This is a genomic window from Shewanella sp. S23-S33 (assembly GCF_043359565.1).
Lineage (GTDB): Bacteria > Pseudomonadota > Gammaproteobacteria > Enterobacterales > Shewanellaceae > Shewanella > Shewanella oncorhynchi.
The window spans coordinates 1-26,376 of record NZ_JBHFFD010000036.1 but is presented as its reverse complement, the minus strand read 5'-3'; the positions used below and the strand labels follow the sequence as shown (position 1 = coordinate 26,376).

Genomic DNA, 26,376 nt, shown 5'->3' with positions numbered 1-26,376 from the left:
ATTGCTTGCTCCTATGTTGGCACTACTGAATCATAATCTGCTGTGGCGCTTTTAGAAGTGATTGTTTGTTCTTCTTTATTCGATTTGGTTATTAAAGGGTGTGCTGTTATTCGCAAACCCTGATTGGCAGCCAGTTTAACTGTGTTAACCTCTTGCTAACATAAAAAAGATTGTGGCATTAACAGGGATAACTTCTTGATGTCTCAATCGTAAAACTAGCCTATCACTCGTATCGGACAAGCGCAAAGATGAAGCAGCAACAAATGGATCTGGGTAAAGATCCAAAAACGATGGTAACACCAAAGGCATTTACCATTGCAGCAGCCGTGTTATATACCCCATTGGCGACACCGTTGAAGCGGATGTTAGCCATACTGATTGATGGTTTGCTGATCACTGTGTTAGCTGAGCAGATGGATTGGATGTTTGTCTTGCTGGTGGTCAGTATTATCTGGATTGAAAAGCGCAGTCGTAAGTTTGGTCGTTTATTAAAGTGGGGACTTTATGCCTTGATGTTGGTTTTTATGTTGCTGACAACCGCTAATAATCTGTTTGATTTTAATGGAACAGACGTTAAAAGCAGTGAGGGAGTAGAGCAACAATTGGCATTAGGTGAACAAATCATTACGTCACTACCAGCATTGATGTCGTTGAGCCAGTGTAATAATTATGCTTGTGGTAAAACTCAAGTTCAGTCCCTACATGAAGCGATAAAAAATGCTTCAGGATCAAAGGGCATGACAGAAAATGATCAACGTGAAATAGTGCTAGCAACCATAGCCAACAGTAGTTTGCCTGCCATAGACAGTGAAAAGTTACAGGCGGAAGTGCTTAATGGCAGCCTATGGCCTGTTATTACGCTTCCTGTTGAGTTGGCGACAACAGATTCTCCGCCTGAGCCACTTCAGCCTATTCAAGCTATTTCGCCGGATGTACAGCCGCAAAGTGCGGTGGCTGATGCAGTGAATGTGAGCCCTTCGCAATATTCTCGCCTCAGAACCGTTGATGAAGCTACAAGCCATAGTGTTGTCGCTTGGGTGAAAGGCTTTCTGAGTGATATGGGGCTGGGTTTTGGGTGGGCAGCGTTTTACTTTACCGTCTTTACTGCACGATTTGATGGTCAAACCTTAGGTAAGAAGATGCTGGGCATTCGGGTGATCCAGCTCGATGGTGCCAACATCAGTTTATGGGCCGCGTTTGGCCGTTATGGTGGCTATGCCGCAGGCTTTACCACAGGCTTACTTGGCTTTATGCAAATATTTTGGGATGCCAATCGGCAGGGGATCCAAGATAAAATATCTTCAACAGTCGTGATAGACTTAGTGCAAATGCATAAAAAGCAACGATTAGAGCAACAAGCGCAGGGGCAAAATGAGTTAGCACCTGTGCTTACGAGTGATGATGCATCCTCTGCTCACCTTACAACCAGTACCCGTTTGGAGCATTTATGAAACAGGTCGTCATTTCGGGGAGTGGCCTATTTACGCCGCCCCACAGTATTTCCAATGAAGCCTTAGTTGAGAGCTTCAATGCTTATGTGGATATTTTCAATCTTGAAAATGCAGGCTTAATTGAGCAAGGCCATGTTGCGGCTTTGTCCTATTCATCGAGCGAGTTTATTGAAAAAGCCTCCGGCATCAAGCACAGATATGTGATGGTGAAAGAGGGCATTCTGGATCCCGAAGTCATGATGCCGTTGATTCCTGAGCGCAGCAGTGACGAATTATCGATGCAGGCTGAGATTGGCCTTGAAGCTGCCTTGATGGCACTAAAGAATGCCAATCTCAAGGCTGAGCAAATTGACTTAGTGATTGTTGCCTGCGCTTATACTCAGCGTGCGTATCCTGCTATGGCGATTGAAATTCAACGTGCACTAGGTACGCGGGGTTATGGTTACGACATGCAGGTAGCGTGTTCATCGGCGACGTTTGCAATTGTCGCCGCGGCTAATGCCATTGCTACGGGTTCTGCCTCAAGAGTGTTAGTGATCAACCCTGAGATTTGCTCGGCACAGGTGAATTATCGCGACCGTGACAGCCATTTTATCTTCGGTGATGTGGCGACGGCTCTGGTACTGGAAGAACAAAGCTTAGCCCAGTCTGACCATGTGTTTAAGATCCTCTCAAGCCGCTGTTTTACCGATTACTCGAACAATATTCGCAGTAATTTCGGTTTCTTGAACCGCTGCGATCCGAGTGCGGCCCATCAAGCCGATAAGCTATTCCACCAACAAGGGCGCAAGGTATTTAAAGAGCTGTTGCCGATGATTTATCAGCATTTGGATGAACATCTGGCCGAACAAGCGTTAACGCCACAGTCTTTTAAGCGTTTATGGTTGCATCAAGCGAACATCAACATGAATCAGTTTGTAGTGAGAAAGTTGCTTGGGGATGATGTGTCTGCGGAACAAGCGCCCGTGGTACTAGATGAATACGCCAATACGGCTTCCGCGGGTTCTGTTATTGCATTTCACAAGTTTTCCGGTGACTTTAAGACTGGCGATTTAGGTTTATTGAGTTCGTTTGGCGCAGGATATTCTATTGGCAGTGTTATTCTGCAGAAGGTCTAAGATTCTCACCGCCATAATAAAAAGCCCACATCGAGGAAGATGTGGGCTTTTTATGTCAGTTGTTTGCCTAAGTTGCTTTCTGTTTAAGGCAATGATTGTTTATAGCAGCAATGCGTAACTTAACTTCATAAAGTAGGTTTTCTCGTCCCGCGTCAGGCGGCTTAACTCATCATTAGCCTGTAAACTATCAGAGTATCCGAGGTAGAACACACTCTGCGGATTGAGTTTATAACCGTAGAGGAGCTCATTGCCTAAATGCGCTTCCTCACTCTGCGGCGCCGAATATAAATACTGCGCCACATTGCGATTTATCCGGGTGTAAATGCTAGAAAGGCGAATAAAACTGTGTAGACTGAATTGCCAGTTGAGGCGTACATCGCTCAGATTCGCGGTAAAAAGTGCACCTTGTTCCACATCCATTTGCTGATAAAGATGGGATATATCGATAGAAAGTCCATTAGCAATTTTCCAATTGATACTCGGGTTCATTTGCGTTTTAGTGCCCAGCCTATCATTGATAAAATCAATTTCATCGCCGTAGTACATTTCAAGCTCCATACTCAGGGGCGATAACGGGGTTACTGCGCCATAAAACCACACTTGGGTTTCATCATATAGTTGACTATTTCCGGCGATAGTGAGTTGTGAAGCATCGCGGCGAGGGCCCACACGTTCACGGGTTTCTACACCAAAGGTGATTTCGCTTTGTAATGCGCCGAGGATTTCGATGTAGGCTTCATACTCTTCTTCAAGTCGTTCGCCTGCTTGGTTATGAGTGATATCCCAATCTCCCGCTAATTCCACCTTGTTAAAGGTGCCCGTAGGATACCAAATCAAACCCGCACCAGCCTCAAAGGTGCGGTAATCGATTTTTTCGACAAAGCCTAAATCGGCACGAAAATCTGGATCAACTGCGTTGTATTCACTGTAAGCAAACCAATTTCGCTCTTCGTGTTTAAAGGTTAACTGATATAAATTGCCGCCAAAGCGGTTATCAGATTGGCTACGTAATACTTGTTCGTTGAGCTGGCAGTGACCGAGTTCGCAATCAAGCTGAGATTGGCCACAGGGCAACCCATTACTAGGGTCATTTTCAGTATCAGTGCAAAATTGACGATAGACTCCCGTGGGGTACTGAGTATCCGATTGGGCCACTTGCGCAGTGAAACTGTCCTGTGGTGTTGGTTGATATTTCGCATCCAGACTAATGACATAGTTGTGGTAATCGGGTTGGCTGTTGAACTCATAGTGCGGGTTATTTGCTGTACCATTGTGAGTGTTGTCACTGCTTGTTTTCGCGGTAAGTAATCCGCCGATGGAGAAGGTTTTGCTCATGTCGAAACGATAACGTCCCGCAAGGTTCACACTTTCTTGATCAAGCGAGGCAACCTCTGAGCTTAAATTTCCCGGTACCAAAAACGTGGTTTGGCTATCGTTACTCGCTAGCAGAGCTAAGGTGTGATCATCGCTCTTACTTGTCAGTTTGATACCATAGTCAGGTGCAACAATATTGCGGGTGTGCAGCAGATTCACCTGTGTGTCGAAATAGTCTTTATTATCCAAAAAAAACGGCCGTTTCTCATCATAGAACAAGGAGAAAGTGCTGTTCACATCGAGCTGGCCAGCATCGGATTCCACTTGGGAAAAATCGGGATTAATGGTGGCATTGAGTAAGGTGCTGGAATTAATGCCCCAGCGCAAGTCTACACCTGGCTCGAGATTGTTATCAGCTTCCCAGCCATCCGCCTGTTTATGTTCGTTACGGTTGGCGATAAAAGTCGGGGTGATTTGTACATCCCGTCCTTGTTCTGCCCCCGCCAAGCCAGAAGCCACACCTAACTGACAAAGTTGACAACTCGTATTACGGTCAATCTTATGGGTCGATAGGCGATGTTTTTCATTGCGTGGATAATAACGAATTAACTCAAAGCCCCATTCTTGTAGGCTTTTCTTGTCGTCAAAGTTGAACAGTCTCAGTGGTAATTCAACTTCGACTTGATAGCCATCGGCGGTGATCTTGCCTGCGGATTTCCAAATACCATCCCATGCTTCGCTTTCTTCACCCGTTAGTTCGTTTTCAATTGAGTCTAATTGCACGCCAAGGGGATTAATAAAAAATTGGTATGCTAAACGGGCATTATTAAAAGTATCGAGTTTAATTCCGACTAAATCATCACTCCACAGCTTGTCTCTGTCCTTAAGTGTTGCTCGAATGAGTTTGGGATTAATGTCTTTGGCAGTAAATGCTACAAAAAGACTGGTTTTAGTCGCATAGACTCGCGCCTCGGTTTTCACTAATGCGGCAATGTTTTCCCCTGGTTGGGTTTCGTATTTGAGCTCTGTGACTGCGGCTTGTTGCCAAATGGCATCGTCCAACTCACCGTCGATATTGGCAGCACTGTTAAGTGTTGGAATAGCTAACTGAAATTGGCTGGCATAGCCAGCAAGGCAAGTTACAGGTAGAAAAGCTAGACTAGATAAGATGATGGCTAAGATTGATTTCAACAAAAAAGACTCAAATAACACATTCGTGGCGCGCATTTTGCCAGAAAACGTGAAGTTAACAATAGCGAGTAATTGTTACAAGGTTTGCGTTGATTTTGACGAGGCGAAACATGATTGGATTATTGGGTTTAAAAAAATTGGGGAGCAGTGCTGAGCCATGACTCAGCACTGCTGGTGTTACTACTCGGGTGCGATGGCATGGTTGCGATACGCTTCACGATACTTATCGACCCACATGGCCGTCGCGCCACAAATCGCCACTGGCATGACGATAAAGTTGACTATGGGGATCATCGAAAATAGCGTCACAGTGGCGCCAAAGCTAAAACTGGTGCCACGGGTTTGATTCAATGCAAAGCGCATATCTTTAAAACTGACCTTGTGGTTATCGAAGGGATAATCGCAGTACTGAATCGCCATCATCCAAGCGCTGAACAGAAACCATAAAATCGGCGCCAGCGTCTGGCCTACCATAGGCACTAAAAACAATAACAAAAATACCAGTGCGCGGGGCAGATAGTATTTGAGTTTGATCCACTCACGTCCAAGGATACGCGGTAAGTCTTTGATTAAATCAATACCAGAACCGGTATTCAGCTGCTTACCAGTTAACAGCTGCTCGACTTTTTCAGCCAACAGACCATTAAAGGGGGCGGCGAGCCAGTTCATGACGGAGCTAAATACAAAAGCAAGCATCACCAGCATAGTGGTGACGGCGAGTGGCCAAAGTAAAAAGTTTAACCAGCTTAAGTACTCAGGGAGCTGGGCATTCATCCAAGTGAATAGCGTATCTAACTGGCCTATGGCTACATAAATGACGCCAGCAAACAGCAGAAGGTTAATCATTAACGGAATAAATACGAAAGTGCGCAGGCCTTTACGTGTGATTAAACCAAAGCCATCGAGAAAATAATTAACGCCACTTTTGGCTGGGAAGGGCAAGTTTTTTTTCTGTGTCATATCGTTTTTCCAAAAAGTTAAGCGACAGCTATATGCGATTGTGATCAACTCATGGACAGATGACAAGCTAAAAGCCGCATGAATTCAATAAAAAGCGTTACAAAATGCTGCCTGCTTTGTTAAAGTTGCCAGCAGAATGCATTTGCACCGCTCGGCTCATTTTCGGGCCAGACTTCAGAGACGCGCTAACTGGCACCATGAGATTAAAACAGATAAAACTTGCCGGCTTTAAGTCGTTTGTCGATCCCACGAAAATTCCTTTTTTACAGGCATTAACCGCCATTATTGGCCCAAATGGCTGCGGTAAATCGAACGTGATCGATGCCGTGCGTTGGGTGCTCGGTGAAAGCTCGGCGAAGCACCTACGCGGTGATTCTATGGCCGATGTGATATTTAACGGTTCAAGCGCGCGAAAACCTGTGTCTGTGGCGGGTGTTGAACTTATTTTTGAAAACAAAGAAGGTCGCCTCGCTGGTCAGTATGCCAGTTATGAAGAAATCGCCGTTAAGCGCCAGGTGAGTCGCGATGGTGAGTCTTGGTATTTTCTCAATGGTCAAAAGTGTCGTCGTAAAGACATTACCGACTTGTTTATGGGCACAGGTCTTGGTCCGCGAAGCTATGCCATTATCGAGCAAGGCACTATTTCCCGCCTGATTGAATCTAAACCCCAAGACTTGCGCACCTTTATTGAGGAAGCCGCTGGGATTTCCCGCTATAAAGAGCGTCGGCGCGAAACTGAAAACCGTATTCGTCATACCCGTGAAAACCTCGAACGTTTGGGCGATATTCGCAGTGAACTCGGTAAGCAGTTAGATAAACTCGCACAGCAGGCTAAAGCTGCTAAACAATATCGTGAGCTTAAACAGGCCGAGCGTAAGACCCATGCTGAACTCCTTGTGATGCGCTATCAAGAGTTGCAAGATCAGATGGCGAGCCTATCTGAGCAGATAAGTGCTATTGAAGTGCAGCAAGCGGCGGCGCAGTCACTCGCGCAAACCGATGAATTACAAACCACTGAATTGCAAGTGCAACTCGCGCAACTGGCGGAGCAAGAGCAGCGATCGGTTGAAGCCTATTATCTGACTGGTACTGAAATCGCTAAGTTAGAGCAACAGCTACAGAATCAAAAGCAGCGCGACGCCCAGCTCGAAACCCAGTTGGCGCAAGTCAAAGAGCAGATCCAACAAAACACCGATAAGCTTAACGGCTATAAAGCGAGTCTTAGCGCGTTAGAGCTTGAGCTTGCCAAGCTTGGGCCACAGCATGATGAGCAACAAGAGCTCATGGATGAGCTGCAATCCCAATGGGAAATGAGCATAGAACGCAGTCAGCAGCAGGCCGAAGTGGCGCGCCAACAGGCAGCGGATGTTTCTCAGCATAAGTTGCAGCTTGAACTGCGTCGCAGCCAGTTAGCGCATCAGCAGCAATTACTGCAACACAAACAGCAGCAAAGTCGTGAGCAGCAGGCGCAACTTTCGGCGTTAATGGACGTTGATCTCGCATCGAGTATTACACCATTGCAGCAAGATATTGAGTCTTTGGATGATGCGCTCACACTGCAAAATGAAATTAATCATCAGCAAGAACAAAGTGTAAGTGCAAGTACGCAAGCCTTAGATGAAGCCCGCCATAGCGCTGAGCAAATTCAGCAGCAATTAACTGCGACTAAAGCGCGCCATGAGCTGGTTGAACAGTGGTTGACTAAGCAAGAACAGCAGAGTGATAAACCGCAGTTATGGCAGAGTTTAACCGTTGAAAATGGTTGGGAAACCGCGGCCGAACTCGCCCTAAATGGCTTGTTGACCTTGCCCGTTGGCGTCACTGAAACTGAAATGGGGTTTCAAGCGTTAGCGTCAAAATCAAGCCAAAGTGAATTTTTACAGGCTAAGGTGAATCTCGCCCCTTGGTTAGCGGGGCTTAAGTGGGCAAAGGATATCCATGCAGCGAAAGAACTACTGCCACAGCTAACATCCGATGAACGGATTGTCACTGCCGACGGTTATCTACTGGGACAAGGTTTTTTAATCACGAAAACAGAGGGCGCCCAGTCACTGGTGCAACTCAGTAAAGAGCAAGCTCAGTTAGCGCAAAATATCCTCGATTTGCAACAATCCCTGCAGATTCGGCAAGACAAGATGACAGATCTTGCGGCTATTTTGCAGCAACAAAGACTGCAACTGACCGATGGCGCGCAAAAATTACATCAATTGCAGTTAGACAAAGCGACTAAGTCGATGCAGCTTAGTGGTTTAATCGAGCAAGTGAAGGCGCGCGTCGAACAGCAAAGTAAACTCGACGCGGCTTTAAGTACGAGTTTGATTGATATTGAACGCTTAAGCGATCAATGCGAATTATTAGCAGAACAAGAAATGGAGCTCGATGAGACGCTGCAGGCTAGTGAAGATATTCAGCGGCAACTCATCCAAGACACGCAGGCCGATAGTGTGCGCCATCAAGCATTAAAAGGGCGTATTACTGAGGTAGAACGTCAATTATCAGCCACTGCGACGGGTTTGCAAGCCGTGACTATGCGCATGGCCGTGAGCACGGAGCAAATTGAATTACAGCAAGTGCGTGTCAATGAACTCATCCACTCTCGTGAGTCTGTGTTAACAGAACTTGCCAAAGTTGCCCAATTGAGTGGGGTGCAAAATAGTGTGCAGCTGACTGAGCAGTTAACGCAGTTACTAAAGCAACAACATGAGCAACAACAGGGCTTAAAAGAGGTTCGTCAGCAGCAAAGTGTGCTCACAGACACATTAAACCGTATAGGAATAAAGCAAAAACAAGAGCTTGGTAAGCTTGAGGACTTGACTCAAAGCCTGAGCACGTTAAAGTTACGTCGTGAAGGAATAAAAGGCCAAGCGAATAGTCAGCTGGAAGCCTTACAGGAACAGCAAATCCTTCTGTCTGAAATCCTTGGAAACATACCCGCAGAGGGGATGCCAGACAAGTGGCAGAGTGATTTAGATCAAATACGGCAGAAAATTGTTCGTTTAGGTGCTATTAACCTTGCGGCGATCGAAGAATTTGAACAGCAAAGTGAGCGAAAATCTTATCTTGATCATCAAGATGACGATTTAAATAAAGGGCTTGCAACCTTAGAGGAAGCGATTCGTAAAATAGATAAGGAAACCCGAAGCCGCTTTAAGACGACATTTGACTCAGTCAACGAAGATCTCGGACGCTTATTTCCGAAAGTGTTCGGTGGCGGCCGAGCTTATTTAGCGTTAACTGACGACGATTTGCTAGAAACGGGCGTGACTATCATGGCCCAACCACCGGGGAAGAAGAACAGCACAATCCATCTTCTTTCGGGTGGTGAAAAAGCCTTAACCGCTTTATCATTGGTATTCGCCATTTTTAGGCTGAATCCTGCTCCCTTCTGTATGTTAGATGAAGTGGATGCGCCATTAGACGATGCCAACGTAGAACGCTTCTGTCGATTGCTAAAAGAAATGTCACAGAGCGTACAGTTTATTTATATCAGCCATAACAAAATAACCATGGAAATGGCGGATCAACTTATTGGCGTGACTATGCACGAGCCCGGTGTGTCTCGTATAGTTGCGGTAGACATAGAGCAAGCGGTGGCGATGGCTGACGCTGGATAACTAGAAGAAAGACAGGGTAACCAATGGAAGATTTGCAACTAGTATTGTTCGTTTTAGGCGCCATAGCCATAGTTGCTGTGCTGGTGCATGGATTTTGGTCTATCAGAAGACAACAGCCTAAATCATTGAAAGATAGCCCAATGAGCAACTTTTATAAGAAACAGGCTGAGAAAGGTGAGCCGAGTCCGAAGCGGATCGATTCAGAAGGGTTTGATGCCGATGGTATTGGCGCCGTACGCGTGCGCAAAGCCGGTGAACTTGCACCTAACAACGAAACTCCTGCGGCCAATCCTTATTTGAAGCAGGAAGTAAAGCTAGAACCTAAGCCTGAATTTAAACCACAAGAGTTTAAATCAACAGAATTTAAACCAGAGTTGAAAGTTGGCCCTAAACACGAGCCTGTGACAGCTCAGCCTGATTTTAGCTTGCAGCCACCCGTGGCAAAAGATCAACACCGTGGCCCGAAAGTCTCGCGTCAAGAGCCCGTCTTGAACACTCAAGCGAGCACGCAAACTCCGCCAATGGGTCAATCCCATGCGGCTATCGTCGCGCAAAAAGCGGCTGAGCAGGAACATGCGTTACGTAGTGCAGTTCCGCAGCAAACGGCCTTGTTTGACGAAAATGAATATAAAGAAGATAGCTATCAAGAAGAGGTTGCCGAACAAGCCGCTGAAGATGAGTTAGGTGAACCACGCGACGTACTGGTATTACACGTGGTCGCTAAAGATGGCCTACAGCTTAACGGCGCCGAATTGTTACCTTGTTTCTTAACTTTGAATTTTAAATATGGCGATATGAATATTTTCCATCGCCATGTGGATAATGCTGGCAATGGTAAAGTATTGTTCTCGATAGCGAATATGCTAAAGCCTGGCGTGTTTGATCCGGATAATATGGAGCAGTTCAGTACCCAAGGTGTGGTGTTTTTCATGACTTTGCCTTGTTACGGTGACGCCCTAATGAACTTTTCGATTATGCTTAACTCGGCGCGTCAACTTGCGGATGATATCGATGCGGTCGTGCTTGACGGACAACGCCAACCTTGGGGTGAGTTCACTAAGCAAGATTATTTACACCGCATTCGCGCTAACGCTTAAGCCGACGCCGCAATTTGGCGGTTAATAAATTGATGAGGCCGCTATTGCGGCCTCATTTTTTGTGATCTACTTTTTGTGATCTAAAGAATTCTGGATAAAGAATATGCAAGACATTCAACTCGATACACTTCTGTCTAAAGACGTCACCCCAGAAAACGCATCGCAGGTGATGCAGGCGCTCAGCCAATCGCTGAACGAGCACAACATTCGTTACTATGTGGACGATGCTCCGAGCATTACCGATTCTGAGTACGACAGGTTGATGCAGCGTTTACTCAAGTTAGAAGCCTTGTATCCCCATTTGATTGTCGCTGATTCACCGACTCAAAGGGTGGGTGGATTGGCACTGGCTAAGTTTGATCAAATCACGCACCTTAAGCCTATGTTGAGTTTAGATAATGCCTTCGATGAGGCGGATTTCAGTGCTTTCCATAAGCGTGTCACCGATAAAGTGGGTGATGTGAGCTTTTGTTGTGAGCCTAAACTTGATGGCCTTGCCGTGAGTATCTTGTATCGCCATGGTGTGCTTGAGCGTGCAGCGACGCGCGGCGATGGTTCAGTGGGTGAAGACATCACTGAAAATGTTAAAACCATTAAATCGATCCCGCTTAAATTGCGTGGTAATGATTTCCCTGAACTCGTTGAAGTACGCGGCGAGGCTTTTATGCCAAAAGCCGCTTTTGAAGCTTTGAATGACAGGGCGCGCGCCAAAGATGAAAAACTCTTCGTGAATCCGCGTAACGCAGCAGCCGGTAGCTTGCGACAACTTGACAGTAAAATTACTGCTGCCCGTTCATTGGCTTTTTATGCCTATGCGCTCGGTGTGGTGGAGCCGGATTCCCATCCGTTAGCTAAAACCCATTTCGAGCAGTTACAGCAGCTTAAATCGTGGGGTTTACCCGTAAGTAGCGAAATTAAAGTCTGCGCTGAACTAAGCCAAGTCTATGACTACTACAAAGATATTCTCAGCCGTCGCGGTGATTTAGCCTTTGAAATCGATGGCGTCGTGATGAAAGTTAACGACATTGCCCAGCAGCAACGTTTAGGCTTTGTGGCTAAATCACCCCGCTGGGCGATTGCTTATAAGTTCCCCGCACAGGAAGAAATGACCCAACTTGAAGGCGTTGATTTTCAAGTGGGCCGCACAGGTGCTGTCACGCCAGTAGCACGCTTAAAGCCAGTGTTTGTTGGCGGCGTCACTGTATCAAATGCGACGCTGCACAATGCCGATGAAATTGCCCGCTTAGGCATTAAAGTCGGTGACACTGTGATCATCCGCCGCGCTGGCGATGTGATCCCACAAATTGTTGCCATAGTGCCCGAAAGACGCCCTGAAACGGCGACAGACATTGTATTTCCGCATAATTGCCCTGTGTGTGGCAGTTTAGTCGAGCGCCTAGAAGGTGAGGCTGTGGCTCGCTGTAGCGGTGGTTTATTCTGCGAAGCGCAGCGTAAAGAAGCGATTAAGCATTTTGCATCCCGCAAGGCTTTAGATATCGATGGTATGGGCGACAAAGTCGTTGAGCAATTGATTGATAAAGAGTTAGTTCAAAGTCCTGCGGATCTGTTTAAGCTCACCGCTTCCATGATGACTATGCTTGACCGCATGGGGATGAAGTCGGCAACCAATTTAGCTGCCGCGATTGAAGCAGCCAAAACCACCACTCTCGCGCGTTTTTTATATGGCTTAGGTATTCGCGAAGTGGGCGAGGCGACGGCAGCAAACCTGGCGGCGCACTTCGGCAGTTTAGATGCGCTGCGGGTGGCAAGTGTGGAGCAGTTAACCGAAGTGGAAGATGTTGGCGCCGTAGTTGCCCAGCATGTGGCCCACTTTTTTGCCCAGCCCCATAACCTTGAAGTTATTGATGCTTTAGTTGCTGCTGGTGTGCATTGGCCCGCCATTGAAGCTTCTAGTGCTGATGCACAGCCGCTTAAAGGCCAAACTTGGGTATTGACAGGCACCTTAAATCAGCTCAATCGTAATGATGCTAAGGCGCAGTTGCAGGCGCTGGGGGCGAAAGTGGCAGGCAGTGTCTCCAAAAATACCGATTGTTTAGTGGCTGGTGAGGCGGCAGGTTCAAAACTGGCTAAAGCGCAGGAGCTTGGTGTTAAAGTGATGGATGAAGACGCGTTGTTAGCCCTTCTCGCCGCGAACGCTTGATTGGCGTCATTTCAGAGAGGGCGTTGGCTTGATGTTGATTCAATGCCGGCTGTAACGGCTGCAGCCTTGTATCGAGGGGGGAATACCGCCGAATAGCAGATATTAAATAGCGCCTGGCCCAAGGCGCTATTTTTTGTCTGAAAATAATCAAGGTGCGGAAAGATTATCTGCTTTGGCTATTGAATTAACCGCGATTGGCACCATCTCCTTGATATGCTGTTTTAGATTTTGCTGATTGGAAACCTATTTGAATTTTAGTCACATCACTTGGCTCGATGATAAAGGCCACATTAAACCGCCCATCTTTTTATATGCGCTTTTGGCTTATCTCGCGCGTGGTTGGTGTATTTTTATCGCCTCGCTGACTCAGATGGGTGACCGTTCTGAGTTAGTGCGGATTTTTTACCCTGAAAAGTCAGATTTTTTGTTAGCACTCGGGGCGGGACTTGGCGCGGTTTTGATTTATCTTGTGGTGATAGCTGAACGTCGACGTTCGCCCCAATGGTTAAGACCGATTTTTGTGCATTTAAAATGGGGGTTGTGGTTGCTGTTGATTATTGATGGCGTCTTGTTGGGTCAGCGGTTAATCCATGGCCAATTTCTGTTTCATTGGAGTCTTGCTTTAGACGCTTTAATGTTGTTTTGGTCGAGCATTTATCTTATTAAATCGAAGCGACTCAGTTATTACCTCCGTGATTGGCCAAAAGAAGAAGCTAAAGAACTTCAGCCTTAGTTTTTATCGTATTGTTATATAATAACTTTATTTAGATCTGAGCGGTGGGGCACATGACGATGTGTTCTATCCCTCAGTTTGATAAGGATTTTTACCTTATTTCTCCATTGAATGCTTTGAATCATCTATAGTTATATGTACTTAGCTTAAATGTGCCCTGTTGGATACGCAGATAAGGCCATCTGTTTATATCCACATTACATTTGAAAGGAGTCATATTGCGTGGCAAAAGTACCTCAAAAAAAGTTGTTACTGTCAGAAATTCAACTTGGCATGAGAGTCAAGTTGCCTTTGTCATGGACGAACCATCCTTTTTTATTTAACCGTGTTGATATTAGCAGTGCCGCTCAAATTGAAATGATCCGTGGCTTAGGCGTCCCCTATGTTTTTTTGTTATCTGAATTGAATGCCGAACTGGATATTGTTGAAGAAGATGACATCGAAGATGAGATAGCAGTTGAACCCGAGCGTGATCTTAAGGCTGATACCCGTAAGGCGATGCGTTTGAGTCAGAAGCGTTTTTTAATGAATGTGAATAACTGCCGTAGTGTGTTTGGTAAAATAGTCAGCGATCCTGAAGGCGCCTATCGTTTATCGGCGGCACTGGTCGAAGACTTACTCAGCCATCTACAGGAAGTTGAAACACCGTTCCTAACATTAGTTGGAATGGATGATAATGATGTCAGTGTGACCCAACATGGCGTCTCTGTGGCTGTGCTGGCAATGATGATAGGTCATGCGCTGGATTTAACTCCAAGAGAGCTGCGTGATATTGCTCTTGGTAGTTTGTTACATGACATTGGTAAACTTAAGGTACCTGATGTTATTCGCCGTAAGCGAGGCTCTTTGACTACACACGAAGCAAGCTATTTGCAAATGCACCCTAATTTTGGCTTTGACATGCTGAATCGTTCCGGATTATTCCCTAAAGAAGTGCTGAATGTCATTTTACACCACCATGAGTTTGTTGATGGTTCAGGATTTCCTGACGGATTGACGGGTCATAAAATCCCTATCATTACGCAGATCGTGAGTTTGGCAAATGACTACGATCAACAGCTCAGTGGTCAGCAAGTGACATCTCCTCAAGTAGCATTAGGTTATTTGTTTAAAAACCGTGCGAGTAAACATTCAGAATCACTGATTTCTGTGTTGGTTAAAATTCTTGGCATCTACCCACCAGGAACCATAGTAAAGCTCTCCGATGACAGTATTGCGAAAGTGATCATGACCACCAAAGAAGTGAGTCAACCCCAAGTGTGGGCCTGCAAAGAGGATGGCAGTGAGCCATCGCTGCGTTTTTTAAGTAATGAAGGCGTGACAGTACAAAAAGCCATCAAGGCGGAAGAGTTGTCCGAGGGGGCGATTCGTACCTTACAAGTCGATAAAGGGATTAGTTTTTATTTTAGTTCGCTACAAACTTGAATCTTATGCGCTAAGTTCCGTATTCTATCCGCTGATGTGATTCCCTTAGGGCTAATATGGCGAATGTAAAAGCAGAAAACAGCGCAGTAAAATCCAGTGTTGCTTTGGTCGGTTGTGGATGGTTTGGTTTTGCTTTGGCAAAGCAACTTGTCCATGAGGGCTATCGAGTCACTGGCTGTAAGCGCAGTGCCGAAGAATTATCGGTATTAACTGAAGTCGGGATTGAAGCCTATCCGCTGCAATTGGGCCACGAAGCATCATCTGCCCCCGATGCTCAGGCGTTGAGCGGTTTATTTCAGACTGATTATCTGGTGGTCAATATTCCTCCCCGATTAAAGCGTGGTAATGCCGCTTATCTTGAAGAATTACAACAACTCATCGCATTAACTCAAGGCTGGCAATATCAGCGGATTGTGTTTATCAGCACTACGGGCGTATATCCGACCCAAGATAAATTGATGACAGAAGCCGATGCGATGGCAGAATCAAGCGATAGCCAAGTGCTGTTAGATGCTGAAGCTTTATTTCAAGCATTGCCCCATACCTGTATCGTTCGTTTTGCTGGACTCGTCGGTCCTAAACGTCATCCTGGGCGTTTTCTTGCTGGAAAAACCGATGTGAGTGGAGCGAATGTCGCGGTAAATTTAGTCCATCTTAGTGACTGTGTGCGCGCCGTTAGCGCAATTCTCGCGGCAACTCATTCTGGATTATCAGTGGCGCCGATTTATAATCTTTGCGCACCTTCACATCCGACTAAAGCTGAGTTTTATCAAGCTGCTGCTGAATCTCTAGGTTTAGTCGCGCCAGAATTTAATCAACAATCTATGCCGAGTAAAGTCATCCAAGCTGACGCGATTGTCACGGATTTAGGCTTTCGATATCAGTATGTTTCGCCGCTGGATATGCTAGCGGCATGTTGAGAAAGGTTCATTACTGTAAAAGGTAAAAGTTGAACTTTTAGGTTATCTTTGAGTTCCAAATTTGCTTGAGCAAATGTGTAATCCTTATTTAAACAAATGACGAATAAAAAGAGACAATATCATGAGCGTGTTTAATCGAGTTCGACCTATAGCAGTATTTGCGTGCGGATTAATGCTGAGTGCCAGCTTTGCCCTGCAGGCTGCAAGTTTCGAAGAAGGCAAGGATTACGTCACTGTGGCGGGCATTACCGAAGCACAAAAGCCAGTGCTGCGGGAGTTTTTTTCTTATAACTGCACACATTGTTATAAGCAAGAACCGCTCATCGAGTCGACAGTAAAGCTGCTTGGCAAAGATGTGGCCTTTGAGCGTACCCCCGTTGGTGCAGGTCGTCCCGCTTGGGAATTGAGCCAGTTTGCCTATTATATGGCGCAAAAATTAAAGATGACTAAGCAAACCCATGGTGCCATTTTTAAGCAAATTCATGAGAAAGGTGAGCAATTTACCACCCTTGAGCAAGTAAAAGCCTTTTTCCTTGCCCAAGGCGCTAAGGCGGATGATGTCGATGCCGCGATGAATTCCGTCGATGCTAAATTTACCCTAATGAATTATGACTCTCAAGCTGAGCTTGCTGGGATCAAGGGGGTACCGTCATTACTGGTTAATGGCCGTTATATGCTGACCTCAACCGCACATACCGCAGAAGAATTGGCGGCGTTAGTGAGGTTTTTAGCTGCGAAGTAACGGCATTTTATAGACGGACGGCACGCGATGTATCATGCGATGAAAGCCGCTTGTTGCGAGTAACGCTTAGTCACGTTTCCTCAAGGTAGATTGAGTAACCCAGCATAGGCTGGGTTATTTTTTGTTGTAAACCTGCAAGGAGGCAGTGAGTCAAACCCTAACATTTTGACGAAATAACATGAGGAAATGAAACGGTAAGCAATTGACCTGACCTAGGTTTGATGAAATGAAACGTCTCTAATTAATTGAGAAACTCATGATTAAAACTCTCAATAATCTAGGCTAAAAATCTCAATTATCTGATTTTTAACCAGTCTAGAGCCGTATTAAAGGTCATTTAAATTTCTAATTTCCCTAGTTCAGACAATAAGTTATTTCTATTTATTGGTTGCAAATCTTCTTTCTCCATTCACATCCCACTCATTCTTGTTCGACATTGGTCTAACCTGTTAAAAAAGTTAAAACCGTATCGAAATGTAATGCCATTGTTAACTCATTGAATTTGTTTCTATTCGCTATTTTCGGACAGTGTTTTGAATCACGGGTTAGACGAAAGTCGTGATTGTGCTCACACCAGCTGTTGCTAGATTAAACATGACTTAAAATTAAAACAGCACAGGGGAGTCACTATGGGTTTTGAAAACAACGACAAGGCAAAGGGTTATTGGCGCGAGAATATTCGTCTCGTACTGAGCTTATTAGCCATTTGGGCGGCAGTTTCTTTTGGATGCGGCATTTTATTGGTTGATGTACTCAATGAAGTCCATTTCATGGGATTCAAATTAGGTTTCTGGTTTGCACAACAGGGATCTATGTATGTATTCGTTGCGCTTATCTTTGTCTACGCGGCAAAAGCCAACGCCTTAGATAAAAAATATAACGTACAAGAAGACTAAGGAGCTTTGAGATGGATGTTCAAACACTCACATATATTATCGTAGGGCTCTCATTTGCGCTCTACATTGGGATTGCAATCTGGACCCGTGCGGGTTCAACCAAAGAGTTCTATGTTGCTGGCGGCGGTGTTCACCCTGTGGTGAACGGTATGGCAACGGCGGCAGATTGGATGTCAGCGGCGTCATTTATTTCGTTAGCGGGTATTGTGTCTTTCGTCGGTTACGATGGTAGTGTGTACTTGATGGGCTGGACGGGCGGTTACGTATTGCTTGCCCTTTGTATGGCACCGTATTTACGTAAATTTGGTAAGTTTACTGTGCCAGATTTCGTCGGTGAGCGTTATTACTCACAGGCGGCACGCACAGTCGCGGTTATCTGCGCTATCTTTATTTGCTTTACGTATATTGCAGGGCAAATGCGTGGCGTGGGTGTTGTGTTCTCGCGTTTCCTTGAAGTGGATGTGGATACGGGCGTATATATCGGTATGGCGGTTGTGTTCTTCTACGCGGTACTCGGTGGTATGAAAGGGATTACCTACACTCAGGTTGCCCAATACTGCGTACTGATTTTCGCTTTTATGGTTCCGGCTATTTTCCTTTCAGTGATGATGACAGGCCACTTAGTACCGCAAATTGGTTTTGGTGCTGAGTTACTGGATGCCGCAGGCAATAATAGCGGTGTGTATTTGTTAGAAAAACTCAATAACGTTTCGGTTGAGCTTGGCTTTGCACCTTACACCGACGGTTCTAAGAGCATGATAGATGTGTTCTGTATTACGGGTGCCTTGATGGTGGGTACTGCGGGTTTACCCCATGTTATCGTACGTTTCTTCACTGTACCTAAAGTGAAGGATGCACGTATCACTGCAGGATGGTCGCTTGTTTTTATTGCGATTATGTACACCACAGTGCCTGCGTTAGCAGCGTTCTCCCGCGTGAACATGATTGAAACTATTAACGGTCCCGATTCTAAAGGTGTGGCTTATGAGTCTGCACCAGAATGGATTAAGAACTGGGAAAAAACCGGTTTGATTAAGTGGGATGACAAAAATGGCGACGGTAAAATTTACTATTCGTCAGGTAAGATTGAAGATCCCGCTAGCAAAAATGAAATGAAGATTGATAACGATATTATCGTACTTGCTACGCCAGAAATCGCTAATTTACCAGCTTGGGTTATCGCCCTTGTGGCGGCGGGTGGTTTAGCAGCAGCGTTATCAACATCTGCAGGCTTGCTATTGGTGATTTCAACGTCGGTTTCACACGACCTATTGAAAAAGAATTTAATGCCTAACCTTTCCGATAAAAAAGAGCTGCTATATGCTCGCTTGGCGGCAGGTATTGGCATCGTGATTGCGGGTTACTTTGGGGTGAACCCTCCTGGTTTCGTGGCGGCAGTGGTGGCATTCGCCTTCGGATTAGCGGCTTCCTCACTGTTCCCTGCCATTGTTATGGGTATTTTCTCTAAGACAATGAATAAAGAAGGTGCGATTGCCGGTATGTTAACGGGTCTACTGTTTACTGCTGGTTATATCATCTACTTCAAGTTTGTTGATCCAACGGCTAACATAGCTGCTAACTGGTTCCTCGGTATTTCACCAGAAGGTATTGGTATGGTAGGCATGCTGGTGAACTTCGGTGTAGCAGCGATAGTGAGTCGAGTCACTGCGGCAACACCACTGCATGTTCAGGAGATGGTTGAATCGATTCGTTTCCCTAAAGGTTCGGGTGAAGCAAGCGGCCACTAACCTTACTGCGTAATGGTGAGTATCAACACAAGAGAGCGCTTCGGCGCTCTTTTTTATTGCCTCTTTTGGCCTGCCTTTATGACTCTGTGGGGAGTCACTTTATTATGCTTGCGGCTGACTTTAGTCGAATGTAGCGTAGCGACAATGCAGGCTATAGTGATGACATCTCAGTAAAAATTCGCCTAAAGAAGGTGTTGTCTATGAATGCCAGTGAGTTACAACCCGTAGTGCAATTTCTACAGGGACTTGTGCCCTTTGATGCTCTGCCTGAGGATGTAGTCGTGCGCTGCGCTAAGGCTGTTACTGTTGGGTATTACAGCAAAGCCTCTGGTTATGTTAATTTCGACGCGAATTCGCCTAAGTTGTATATGGTGCGTAGCGGCGCCTTTGAGGTGCGCGATCCTGACGGCGTGTTGGTGGATAGAGTGGGCGAGGGTGAGTTTTTTGGCTTTTCTACTTTGTTATCAGGGGAAAAAGTCGTTAATAAAGTCGCTATTCTTGAAGACGGTCTAGTTTATCATCTGCCCCAAGCCTTGTTTGATAGCCTTAGGAGTGAGAGTCGTCACTTCGATAAGTTTTTTACCCGCGCTTTCGCAAAGCGTTTACGCCATGAGGCTCGCTTTAAGGCAAAGGATCTGACGACCACAAGTCGGATAAGTACCTTGATGTCTTCCACTCCCATCGTTATTGATGCCCAAGCTAGCGTGACTCAGGCGGCACTCTTGATGCGAAATCGCCGAGTATCGTCCTTATTGGTGACGGATAATCATAAATTGGTTGGCATCTTAACCGATAAGGATTTGCGTAATCGCGTGTTAGCTGCAGGGCTTGATGGCAACGTTGCTGTGCATCAAGCCATGACGGTTTCACCTATCTCGATTTCCTCCAATGCATTGATTTTTGAAGCCATGCTGCTGATGAGTGAGCATAACATTCATCACTTACCTATTATCGATCAAGATAAAGCTATCGGTATGGTGACCAGTACTGACATCTTGCGCGGGCAGGGCTCACAACCGCTACTGTTGATTGGTGAGATTGAACGGCAGCAGGATCTTGCCAGTTTAATTGGTGTCAGTAAGCAAATTCCCCTATTGCTGCAAAATCTTATTAGTGCCGATGCTAGAGCTGAAGAAATTGGCCGAGTGTTAACCTCTGTCACCGATGCGCTGACGCGGCGATTAATTGTGCTCAATCAGCAATTACTCGGTGAACCGCCCATGGCCTTTTGCTGGTTGGCATTTGGCTCGCAGGGACGACAAGATCAGGCTGCGTGTTCAGATCAAGATAATGGCTTGTTAGTCGCAGAAGAGATGGATGATTTTGCTAAAGGTTATTTTGATGCCTTAACCCATGCCGTGTGCGCAGGGCTTGACCAATGCGGTTATGAATTTTGTCCCGGCAATATTATGGCGCAAAATCCCCAATGGCGGATGTCACTCAAACAGTGGCAACAGGTATTTGAAAAATGGGTCATAACGCCTGAGCCTAAGGCGTTAATGCACGCCAGCATCTTCTTCGATATGCGATCGGTTTACGGTCCACAAACCCTTTTTGATGCCTTACAGGATAAAGTCTTAGCTCAAACCCGCGATAACGATATTTTCCTCGCGGGTATGACTGGCAATTCGCTGCTGGAGTCACCGCCGCTTGGATTTTTCCGCAAATTTGTACTCGAGCGGGATGGTAGCGAAGTTAAAGGCATAGATTTGAAGCATAAAGGTAATGCTTTGATTAACGATATTGCCCGTGTTTATGCCTTGTCTGCGGGCATTAAAGAAGTGAATACTGCAAAACGTATTCGTGCCTTGATGGATGCGAATATTCTCAATCGACAAGATGCGCTCAATTTGGCTGATGCCCACGAGTTTATCGCCCATATGCGGTTATCGAACCAAGGTTATCAACATAATCAAGGGGTAGAGGTGAGTAATTATTTGCTGCCTGGGCATTTATCTTCGCTGGTTCGTCATCAGTTACGTGACGCTTTTAAAGTCGTACATGAGGCGCAGGCGGGGATGAAGATGAAATTTATGCGAAGCTTTTGATATGAATACATTGTTGCTGAAAACTCAGCTCAATTGGCGGGCGCTGCGTTGCCAACACCATTTATTTAAAGGCTATTATCAGTCGCTGTTGCCTCTACTGGCAATGCCGTTATCCGAAGCGCCGTTAACGGCGATGGATTTGGAGATGACAGGGCTCAATCCACAGCAAGATCAAATTCTCAGCATTGGATTGGTGCCGATTGAGCGCGGTGAGATCCCGTTGGCACGCGCCGAGCAAAAGTTAGTGCAAATTCGCGGTAGTGTAGGCCAAAGTGCGACGATCCACGGCATTCTTGATAATCATTTGGTACAAGCCGTCACCATTGAGGAAGCCATGGGCTGGTTTATCAATCAAACCTATGGACGCGTGCTGGTGGCACATCATGCCCCTTTAGATTGTCGTTTTTTACAGCAGGATTTATTGACGATTTATCATCAAGCCCTTGTTTTACCTGCAATCGATACTTTAATGGTTGAAAAGCACCGTTTACTACGGGAGCACTCAGTGATTAAAGAGGGGAGTTTGCGCCTTGGCGCTTGTCGCGAGCGTTACGGTTTACCCATTTATACGGCCCATAGCGCGCTGACCGATGCCTTAGCTTGTGGGGAATTATTACTTGCGCAAATGGCTGCTATGGGCGGTACGGCAAAGCTTACTGTGGCTGAGTTACTGCAAAAATCGACTTAGTCAGTGCTAACAGAAATCACTCTTTGTGGTGAGTGAATCCATTTGAGATGGATTGGTTTCACTTTGATTTCATCTTAGGTTAATCACTGACAAGCTAAACTCAGTTGACATTTAATCCTCTGTTCAAATTCAACCTGCCGTTGATTTGGCAATCCAACCAACTTGTACTTCACTCTACTAAGTTGAGTGGGTAGGAGAATATGATGCCGTTACCTTTACTTTGGGTGGGTGGTGCCGTAATCGGTGCGGTTTTGCTGGCCGATGAGCGCGAGAAGCGTCAGCAACTTGAGCGTGACAGATTACTCGGTAAGGCCCCTAAGTACCCCGTTGCCAATCGCGCTATGGTGGCACCGCCGAGTCAATGGCAAGAGGGATTAAAACAAGTTGCGCCAATCCCAGGCAGTATCGTCTGTTGTTATGTTTTTGGTGTGATTGAGCATACTGGCATTTGGCTTGGTGATGATTGCCTCGTAGAGTTACATGGCTCAGGGCTGGTGCGGGCTGTATCGGTAAAGCGTTTTTTAGCGGGACGGACCGGTAGCCAAATCTATCTTGCCTGTAATCACCAACATCAGTCTCTTATTGCCGACTCTGTGTTGCCCCGCGCTGAACAGGCGATTTATCAGTATCGGGAGTATGATTTATTCGACAATAATTGCCATCGATTTGTCTGGTCTTGTATTAGTGGCAGCGAAGGCGTGATTAAAGGCTTTAACGAGTTAAATCAAAAACTCGCCGAACATTTTAATCAAGCTATCTATTGGGATGAGATGATCATTAGCAAGCTGAATGAATAAGTTCTGTAGTCATATACTAAAAAAGCCATCGATTAAGATGGCTTTTTGTTTTAGTGAAACACTATGTAATCGTTTTGCAGAAACCGTTTACGGCTTACAAAAATAATCTACAGCGCGTTTGACTAACTCTATGCCTGTTTTATCGCAAGGCGGTAACTCGGCATCACTGATATTGATAGGTGTGACGCGATTTCCCCATTGCAGCAAGAGTGCGGCAGAGGTTAAGCCAGCGCCAAAGGCACAAGAGAGTATGGTTTGATTCGGCTTGATAATGCCTTGTTCTAACGCATCACAAATCGCAATTGGAATCGTCGCCGCCGAGGTATTGCCATAATTAGCGATGTTCACGAAGGCTTTTTCTTTCGGGATTTTCATTCGGCTAACTAAGGTATCAATAATACGTTCGTTGGCTTGATGCGGGATCACGAGATCCACTTCATCCTTATCAACACCACATTTTTCAAGCACTTTAGTGCTCAATTTATTCATTCCGTTAATCGCACGCTTGAAGATTTCTTGGCCATCGAATTCAATGAAAAAGTCCAATGAGTCGGCAGAGAATCTGTCCATCGCCGTGCCAAAGCCCGCTTTCAGAATATCACGACCTTCAGGATCGTTATTTAGCTCATAACCGAGCACGCCACCGGCAACATCTGTCGCTTCAACCACAACGGCACCTGCACCATCACCAAATAGTACTGCGGTTTCGCGGCGTGACCAATCTAAATAGAAAGATAAACGTTCAGCACCAATGACTAATACTTTCTTGCTTTGGCCACTCTTGATTTGTGAGCTGGCTAAACCTAATCCATATAAGAAGCCACTGCAGGCAGCATTGATATCGAATGCGGCACAACTGGCGCCAATATTAGCTTGTACAGTAGATGCAATATTTGGGATCAAAGTATCTGGGCTGGCACTGGCAAGAATGATCATGTCGATTTCACTGCCATCAATACCTGCTGCTGCGAGCGCACGTTGTGCTGCAACTGAAGCAAGTTCAGAGGTATTTACATGACTGATATGGCGCTGGCTGATCCCTGTGCGAGATTTAATCCATTCGTCGGATGTCTCGATAAAGGTCGCAAGATCATCGTTGGTCAGCGTGGCTGGTGGAACACATTTGCCCCAACCAGTGATAGTGGCGTACTGCATGGTGGTTTCTCTCAAATAAAAAAGGCAGAACCTGAGCGCTGCCTTGAATCGACAACAAAGCTTATCGGCAACTCTAATGGCCGTCCGTGATCTAGACCACCTGTTTGGCGACGAGATCTCGAATTGTCATTGCGGCATGCAGAATATGATGACGCAGTAGCGCCGTCGCTTTTTCTGTTTCTCTCAGTTTGCAGTGGTTGAGCAAAGCCCTGTGCTCATGCTCTGCGGCAGGAATTCCCCCCGCGAGCAATAACTGCAAACGAATGTATCTATCACAATTAGTATTGAGGCCGTGAACAACCTCAAGGGTGTGTGGGCGATTAGCCGCCTGATATAAGCAAGTGTGAAATTGCGTATTCAACTCGCTCCAACTGGCGACGGCATCTTCATGTTTGAAGGCCGACTCCAATTGCTCGAGTACACGTTCTGCTTTTTCTAAATCAGCCTCTTGAAGTCGTGGGATCGCTTTCGCAAGCAGATCGGTTTCGATCATTGCACGTAATTCAAAGAGTTCGGTGACTTGTTCGACGGATAAAACTGTCGCAGTCGCACCTTTATGGGGCTCAAACTTAACGAGTCCTTCGGCTTCGAGTTGCAATAATGCTTCTCTTACCGGAATACGGCTGACATTTAACGCTTCAGCTAAGGCACTTTGTCTGAGGGGTTCTCCTGCGGCTATGTCACCTGAAAGAATTCTCTCTCTGAGCACTTCCACAACTAACTGGGTGCGGGTTTTGTGGACGATAGGCGTAGTTCGACTCATTATTTCCGTCTATTTCGGGTATTTTCTCGTTATTTGCCCAAGATTACCGTTAAAAACACCACAAATAAAGGGAAATGCTTGATTGAGTGCAGCACCTAAGAGACTAACAATGCCCAAAAGACGGGGTTTTTTGTGGTTTTCTCTTACAATTTGAAGCGTATTCCTTGCGAGCGGCTTCGATGGCAGCGGTGGCAATTATTTGTAAAAACGCTGTTCAGCTTCTTCGATTGAGTATTTTGATTAAAACAGTGCAATTACACATTTCACTGCTGGATTTTTTGTACTCTGATTGGGTAGGACAATTGCTATCTCGCATAGACACAAGCTGTGCATAGAGATTTGCCTGTACAGCCACGAAATATCACTAACGCGCAATTTAGCGCTAAAAGCATAACTTCGCGGTGCAATTTCTGATAATGAATGGAATAATAGTGCGATAACGCCTTAGGCGATTTGGGAGTATTACAGTGAGTCGAGCAGTATTTTTAGACCGTGATGGTGTGATTAACAAAGACCATGGTTATGTCCACCTAGTGGATGACTTCGAATATATTGACGGTGTGTTTGAATCTTGTCTCTCTTTAAAGGAAATGGGCTACAAGTTAGTTGTTGTTACTAATCAATCTGGTATTGCCCGTGGGATGTACACTGAAGACCAATTCCACAGCTTAACGGAGTGGATGGATTGGAACTTTGCCGATAAAGGGGTGGAGCTCGATGGTATTTACTATTGCCCGCATCATGCCGAGAAAGGCATAGGGGAATATAAGGTCGATTGTGATTGCCGCAAACCTAAGCCGGGTATGCTTAATGATGCGGCGCAATTCTTAAAAATCGACTTAGCGCACTCAGTCATGGTTGGCGACAAAGCCGAAGATATGCAGGCTGCGAAAGCGGCGGGCGTGACAACTCGTATATTAGTGCGCAGTGGTAAGGTTATTGCTGATGACAGTGATGCCACTGTGGTACTCGACAGTATTGCCGATGTGCCGTCTTACTTAAAAAGCCTAGGCTAGTCGCTACGCTATTACTTATAAGCAGATAAACATTTGCTTATAAGTTCATCTCAAGTAGCTACTATCACAGTAGCCAGTAGCGTGGGTTGTTGCTCTTGTCATTTCTAGCGCTGGATTAATCTCATCTTTGCCCTTAATTCAGCATAGATTCGATAATATTGGCGTTAAAACACACTTTTAGTTCAAAAAGTGTGCGCTTGAATCGTTTTTCGTAATTATTCGCGCCAAAGGGGTTGCGGTAAAATCTGACATCCCTATAATGCGCATCCAGTGACCCAGCGGGGTCAAGGGTTAAACGCTGAATAAGCTGATAACCATGCTCTTTAACAATTTATCAAGCAAATCTGTGTGGACACTCACAGGTGTTGAGTTAATCGAAACTGCTTAACCTTCGGGTTGGCAGTCAAAAATTTAAATCAATGTTTTCAAGTCATTCTCCTTAACGGGAAGCATGATTGAGTGTTCATAGTAATATGTACATACAGTAATGTATGAATTGAAACGCGATGCTTCTTAGTGAGCAAAGCGAATCAAAACAG

General features: G+C 45.7%; 19 protein-coding genes. 15 read left to right on the top strand and 4 right to left on the bottom strand.

Features of this window, described 5'->3' with window-relative positions; all coding sequences use genetic code 11:
- The first annotated feature begins 248 nt into the window (after window positions 1–248).
- Window positions 249–1,451 (top strand): RDD family protein, encoded by a 1,203-nt coding sequence (locus ACHA99_RS09810; RefSeq protein ID WP_198572816.1) that lies wholly within the window; start codon window positions 249–251, stop codon window positions 1,449–1,451.
- Window positions 1,448–2,569 (top strand): beta-ketoacyl-ACP synthase III, encoded by a 1,122-nt coding sequence (locus tag ACHA99_RS09805; RefSeq protein WP_028760965.1) that lies wholly within the window; start codon window positions 1,448–1,450, stop codon window positions 2,567–2,569. Before ACHA99_RS09810 ends, ACHA99_RS09805 begins: the two co-directional genes overlap by 4 nt.
- A gap of 99 nt (window positions 2,570–2,668) precedes the next feature.
- Here the strand turns inward: ACHA99_RS09805 and ACHA99_RS09800 are convergent, their stop codons facing one another.
- Both ACHA99_RS09800 and cysZ read right to left on the bottom strand, forming a co-directional pair.
- Complete coding sequence (locus ACHA99_RS09800) at window positions 2,669–5,110, bottom strand: DUF5916 domain-containing protein (RefSeq protein ID WP_393942462.1); 2,442 nt, start codon at window positions 5,108–5,110, stop codon at window positions 2,669–2,671.
- A gap of 144 nt (window positions 5,111–5,254) precedes the next feature.
- Window positions 5,255–6,034, bottom strand: a complete 780-nt coding sequence (gene cysZ, locus ACHA99_RS09795; RefSeq protein WP_263178560.1) for a sulfate transporter CysZ — start codon at window positions 6,032–6,034, stop codon at window positions 5,255–5,257.
- Window positions 6,035–6,231: 197 nt separating this feature from the next.
- Here cysZ and ACHA99_RS09790 point away from each other — a divergent pair, with 197 nt between their 5' ends.
- From ACHA99_RS09790 to ACHA99_RS09735, 12 genes are all read left to right on the top strand, one after another.
- Entirely contained in the window at window positions 6,232–9,648 is a 3,417-nt protein-coding gene (locus ACHA99_RS09790; protein WP_393942460.1) for a chromosome segregation protein SMC, read from the top strand.
- A 23-nt stretch (window positions 9,649–9,671) separates the two neighbouring features.
- Window positions 9,672–10,745: a cell division protein ZipA gene (zipA, locus tag ACHA99_RS09785; protein ID WP_393942458.1), complete on the top strand. Its 1,074-nt coding sequence runs from the start codon at window positions 9,672–9,674 to the stop codon at window positions 10,743–10,745.
- A 103-nt stretch (window positions 10,746–10,848) separates the two neighbouring features.
- Window positions 10,849–12,906 (top strand): NAD-dependent DNA ligase LigA, encoded by a 2,058-nt coding sequence (ligA, locus tag ACHA99_RS09780; RefSeq protein ID WP_393942456.1) that lies wholly within the window; start codon window positions 10,849–10,851, stop codon window positions 12,904–12,906.
- Between the two features lie 247 nt (window positions 12,907–13,153).
- On the top strand, window positions 13,154–13,639 hold the full coding sequence (locus tag ACHA99_RS09775; protein WP_131523553.1) for a DUF2919 domain-containing protein: 486 nt from the start codon (window positions 13,154–13,156) through the stop codon (window positions 13,637–13,639).
- Window positions 13,640–13,861: 222 nt separating this feature from the next.
- Window positions 13,862–15,064: an HD domain-containing phosphohydrolase gene (locus ACHA99_RS09770; protein ID WP_219251475.1), complete on the top strand. Its 1,203-nt coding sequence runs from the start codon at window positions 13,862–13,864 to the stop codon at window positions 15,062–15,064.
- Window positions 15,065–15,120: 56 nt separating this feature from the next.
- Window positions 15,121–15,984, top strand: a complete 864-nt coding sequence (locus ACHA99_RS09765) for an NAD(P)-binding domain-containing protein (protein WP_198572821.1) — start codon at window positions 15,121–15,123, stop codon at window positions 15,982–15,984.
- Window positions 15,985–16,105: 121 nt separating this feature from the next.
- Window positions 16,106–16,726, top strand: a complete 621-nt coding sequence (locus ACHA99_RS09760; RefSeq protein ID WP_198572822.1) for a thiol:disulfide interchange protein DsbA/DsbL — start codon at window positions 16,106–16,108, stop codon at window positions 16,724–16,726.
- A gap of 629 nt (window positions 16,727–17,355) precedes the next feature.
- A complete protein-coding gene (locus ACHA99_RS09755; protein ID WP_006082142.1) occupies window positions 17,356–17,622 on the top strand; it encodes a DUF4212 domain-containing protein in 267 nt (88 codons plus the stop codon).
- An 11-nt stretch (window positions 17,623–17,633) separates the two neighbouring features.
- On the top strand, window positions 17,634–19,370 hold the full coding sequence (locus ACHA99_RS09750; protein WP_393942452.1) for a sodium:solute symporter family protein: 1,737 nt from the start codon (window positions 17,634–17,636) through the stop codon (window positions 19,368–19,370).
- Between the two features lie 200 nt (window positions 19,371–19,570).
- Entirely contained in the window at window positions 19,571–21,418 is a 1,848-nt protein-coding gene (locus ACHA99_RS09745) for a DUF294 nucleotidyltransferase-like domain-containing protein (RefSeq protein WP_393942450.1), read from the top strand.
- A 1-nt stretch (window position 21,419) separates the two neighbouring features.
- Window positions 21,420–22,106: an exonuclease domain-containing protein gene (locus ACHA99_RS09740; protein ID WP_393942448.1), complete on the top strand. Its 687-nt coding sequence runs from the start codon at window positions 21,420–21,422 to the stop codon at window positions 22,104–22,106.
- Between the two features lie 203 nt (window positions 22,107–22,309).
- On the top strand, window positions 22,310–22,903 hold the full coding sequence (locus ACHA99_RS09735) for a lecithin retinol acyltransferase family protein (RefSeq protein WP_393942446.1): 594 nt from the start codon (window positions 22,310–22,312) through the stop codon (window positions 22,901–22,903).
- 87 nt (window positions 22,904–22,990) lie between these two features.
- On the opposite strand, the gene ACHA99_RS09730 is transcribed toward ACHA99_RS09735, so the two are convergent.
- Together ACHA99_RS09730 and ACHA99_RS09725 are read right to left on the bottom strand one after the other, a co-directional pair.
- Window positions 22,991–24,058: a ketoacyl-ACP synthase III gene (locus ACHA99_RS09730; RefSeq protein WP_028760951.1), complete on the bottom strand. Its 1,068-nt coding sequence runs from the start codon at window positions 24,056–24,058 to the stop codon at window positions 22,991–22,993.
- A gap of 91 nt (window positions 24,059–24,149) precedes the next feature.
- Window positions 24,150–24,821, bottom strand: coding sequence for a GntR family transcriptional regulator (locus ACHA99_RS09725; RefSeq protein ID WP_028760950.1), 672 nt, complete (start codon window positions 24,819–24,821; stop codon window positions 24,150–24,152).
- Window positions 24,822–25,288: 467 nt separating this feature from the next.
- Here ACHA99_RS09725 and gmhB point away from each other — a divergent pair, with 467 nt between their 5' ends.
- Window positions 25,289–25,837: a D-glycero-beta-D-manno-heptose 1,7-bisphosphate 7-phosphatase gene (gene gmhB, locus ACHA99_RS09720; RefSeq protein WP_105252161.1), complete on the top strand. Its 549-nt coding sequence runs from the start codon at window positions 25,289–25,291 to the stop codon at window positions 25,835–25,837.
- Window positions 25,838–26,376: the final 539 nt, after the last annotated feature.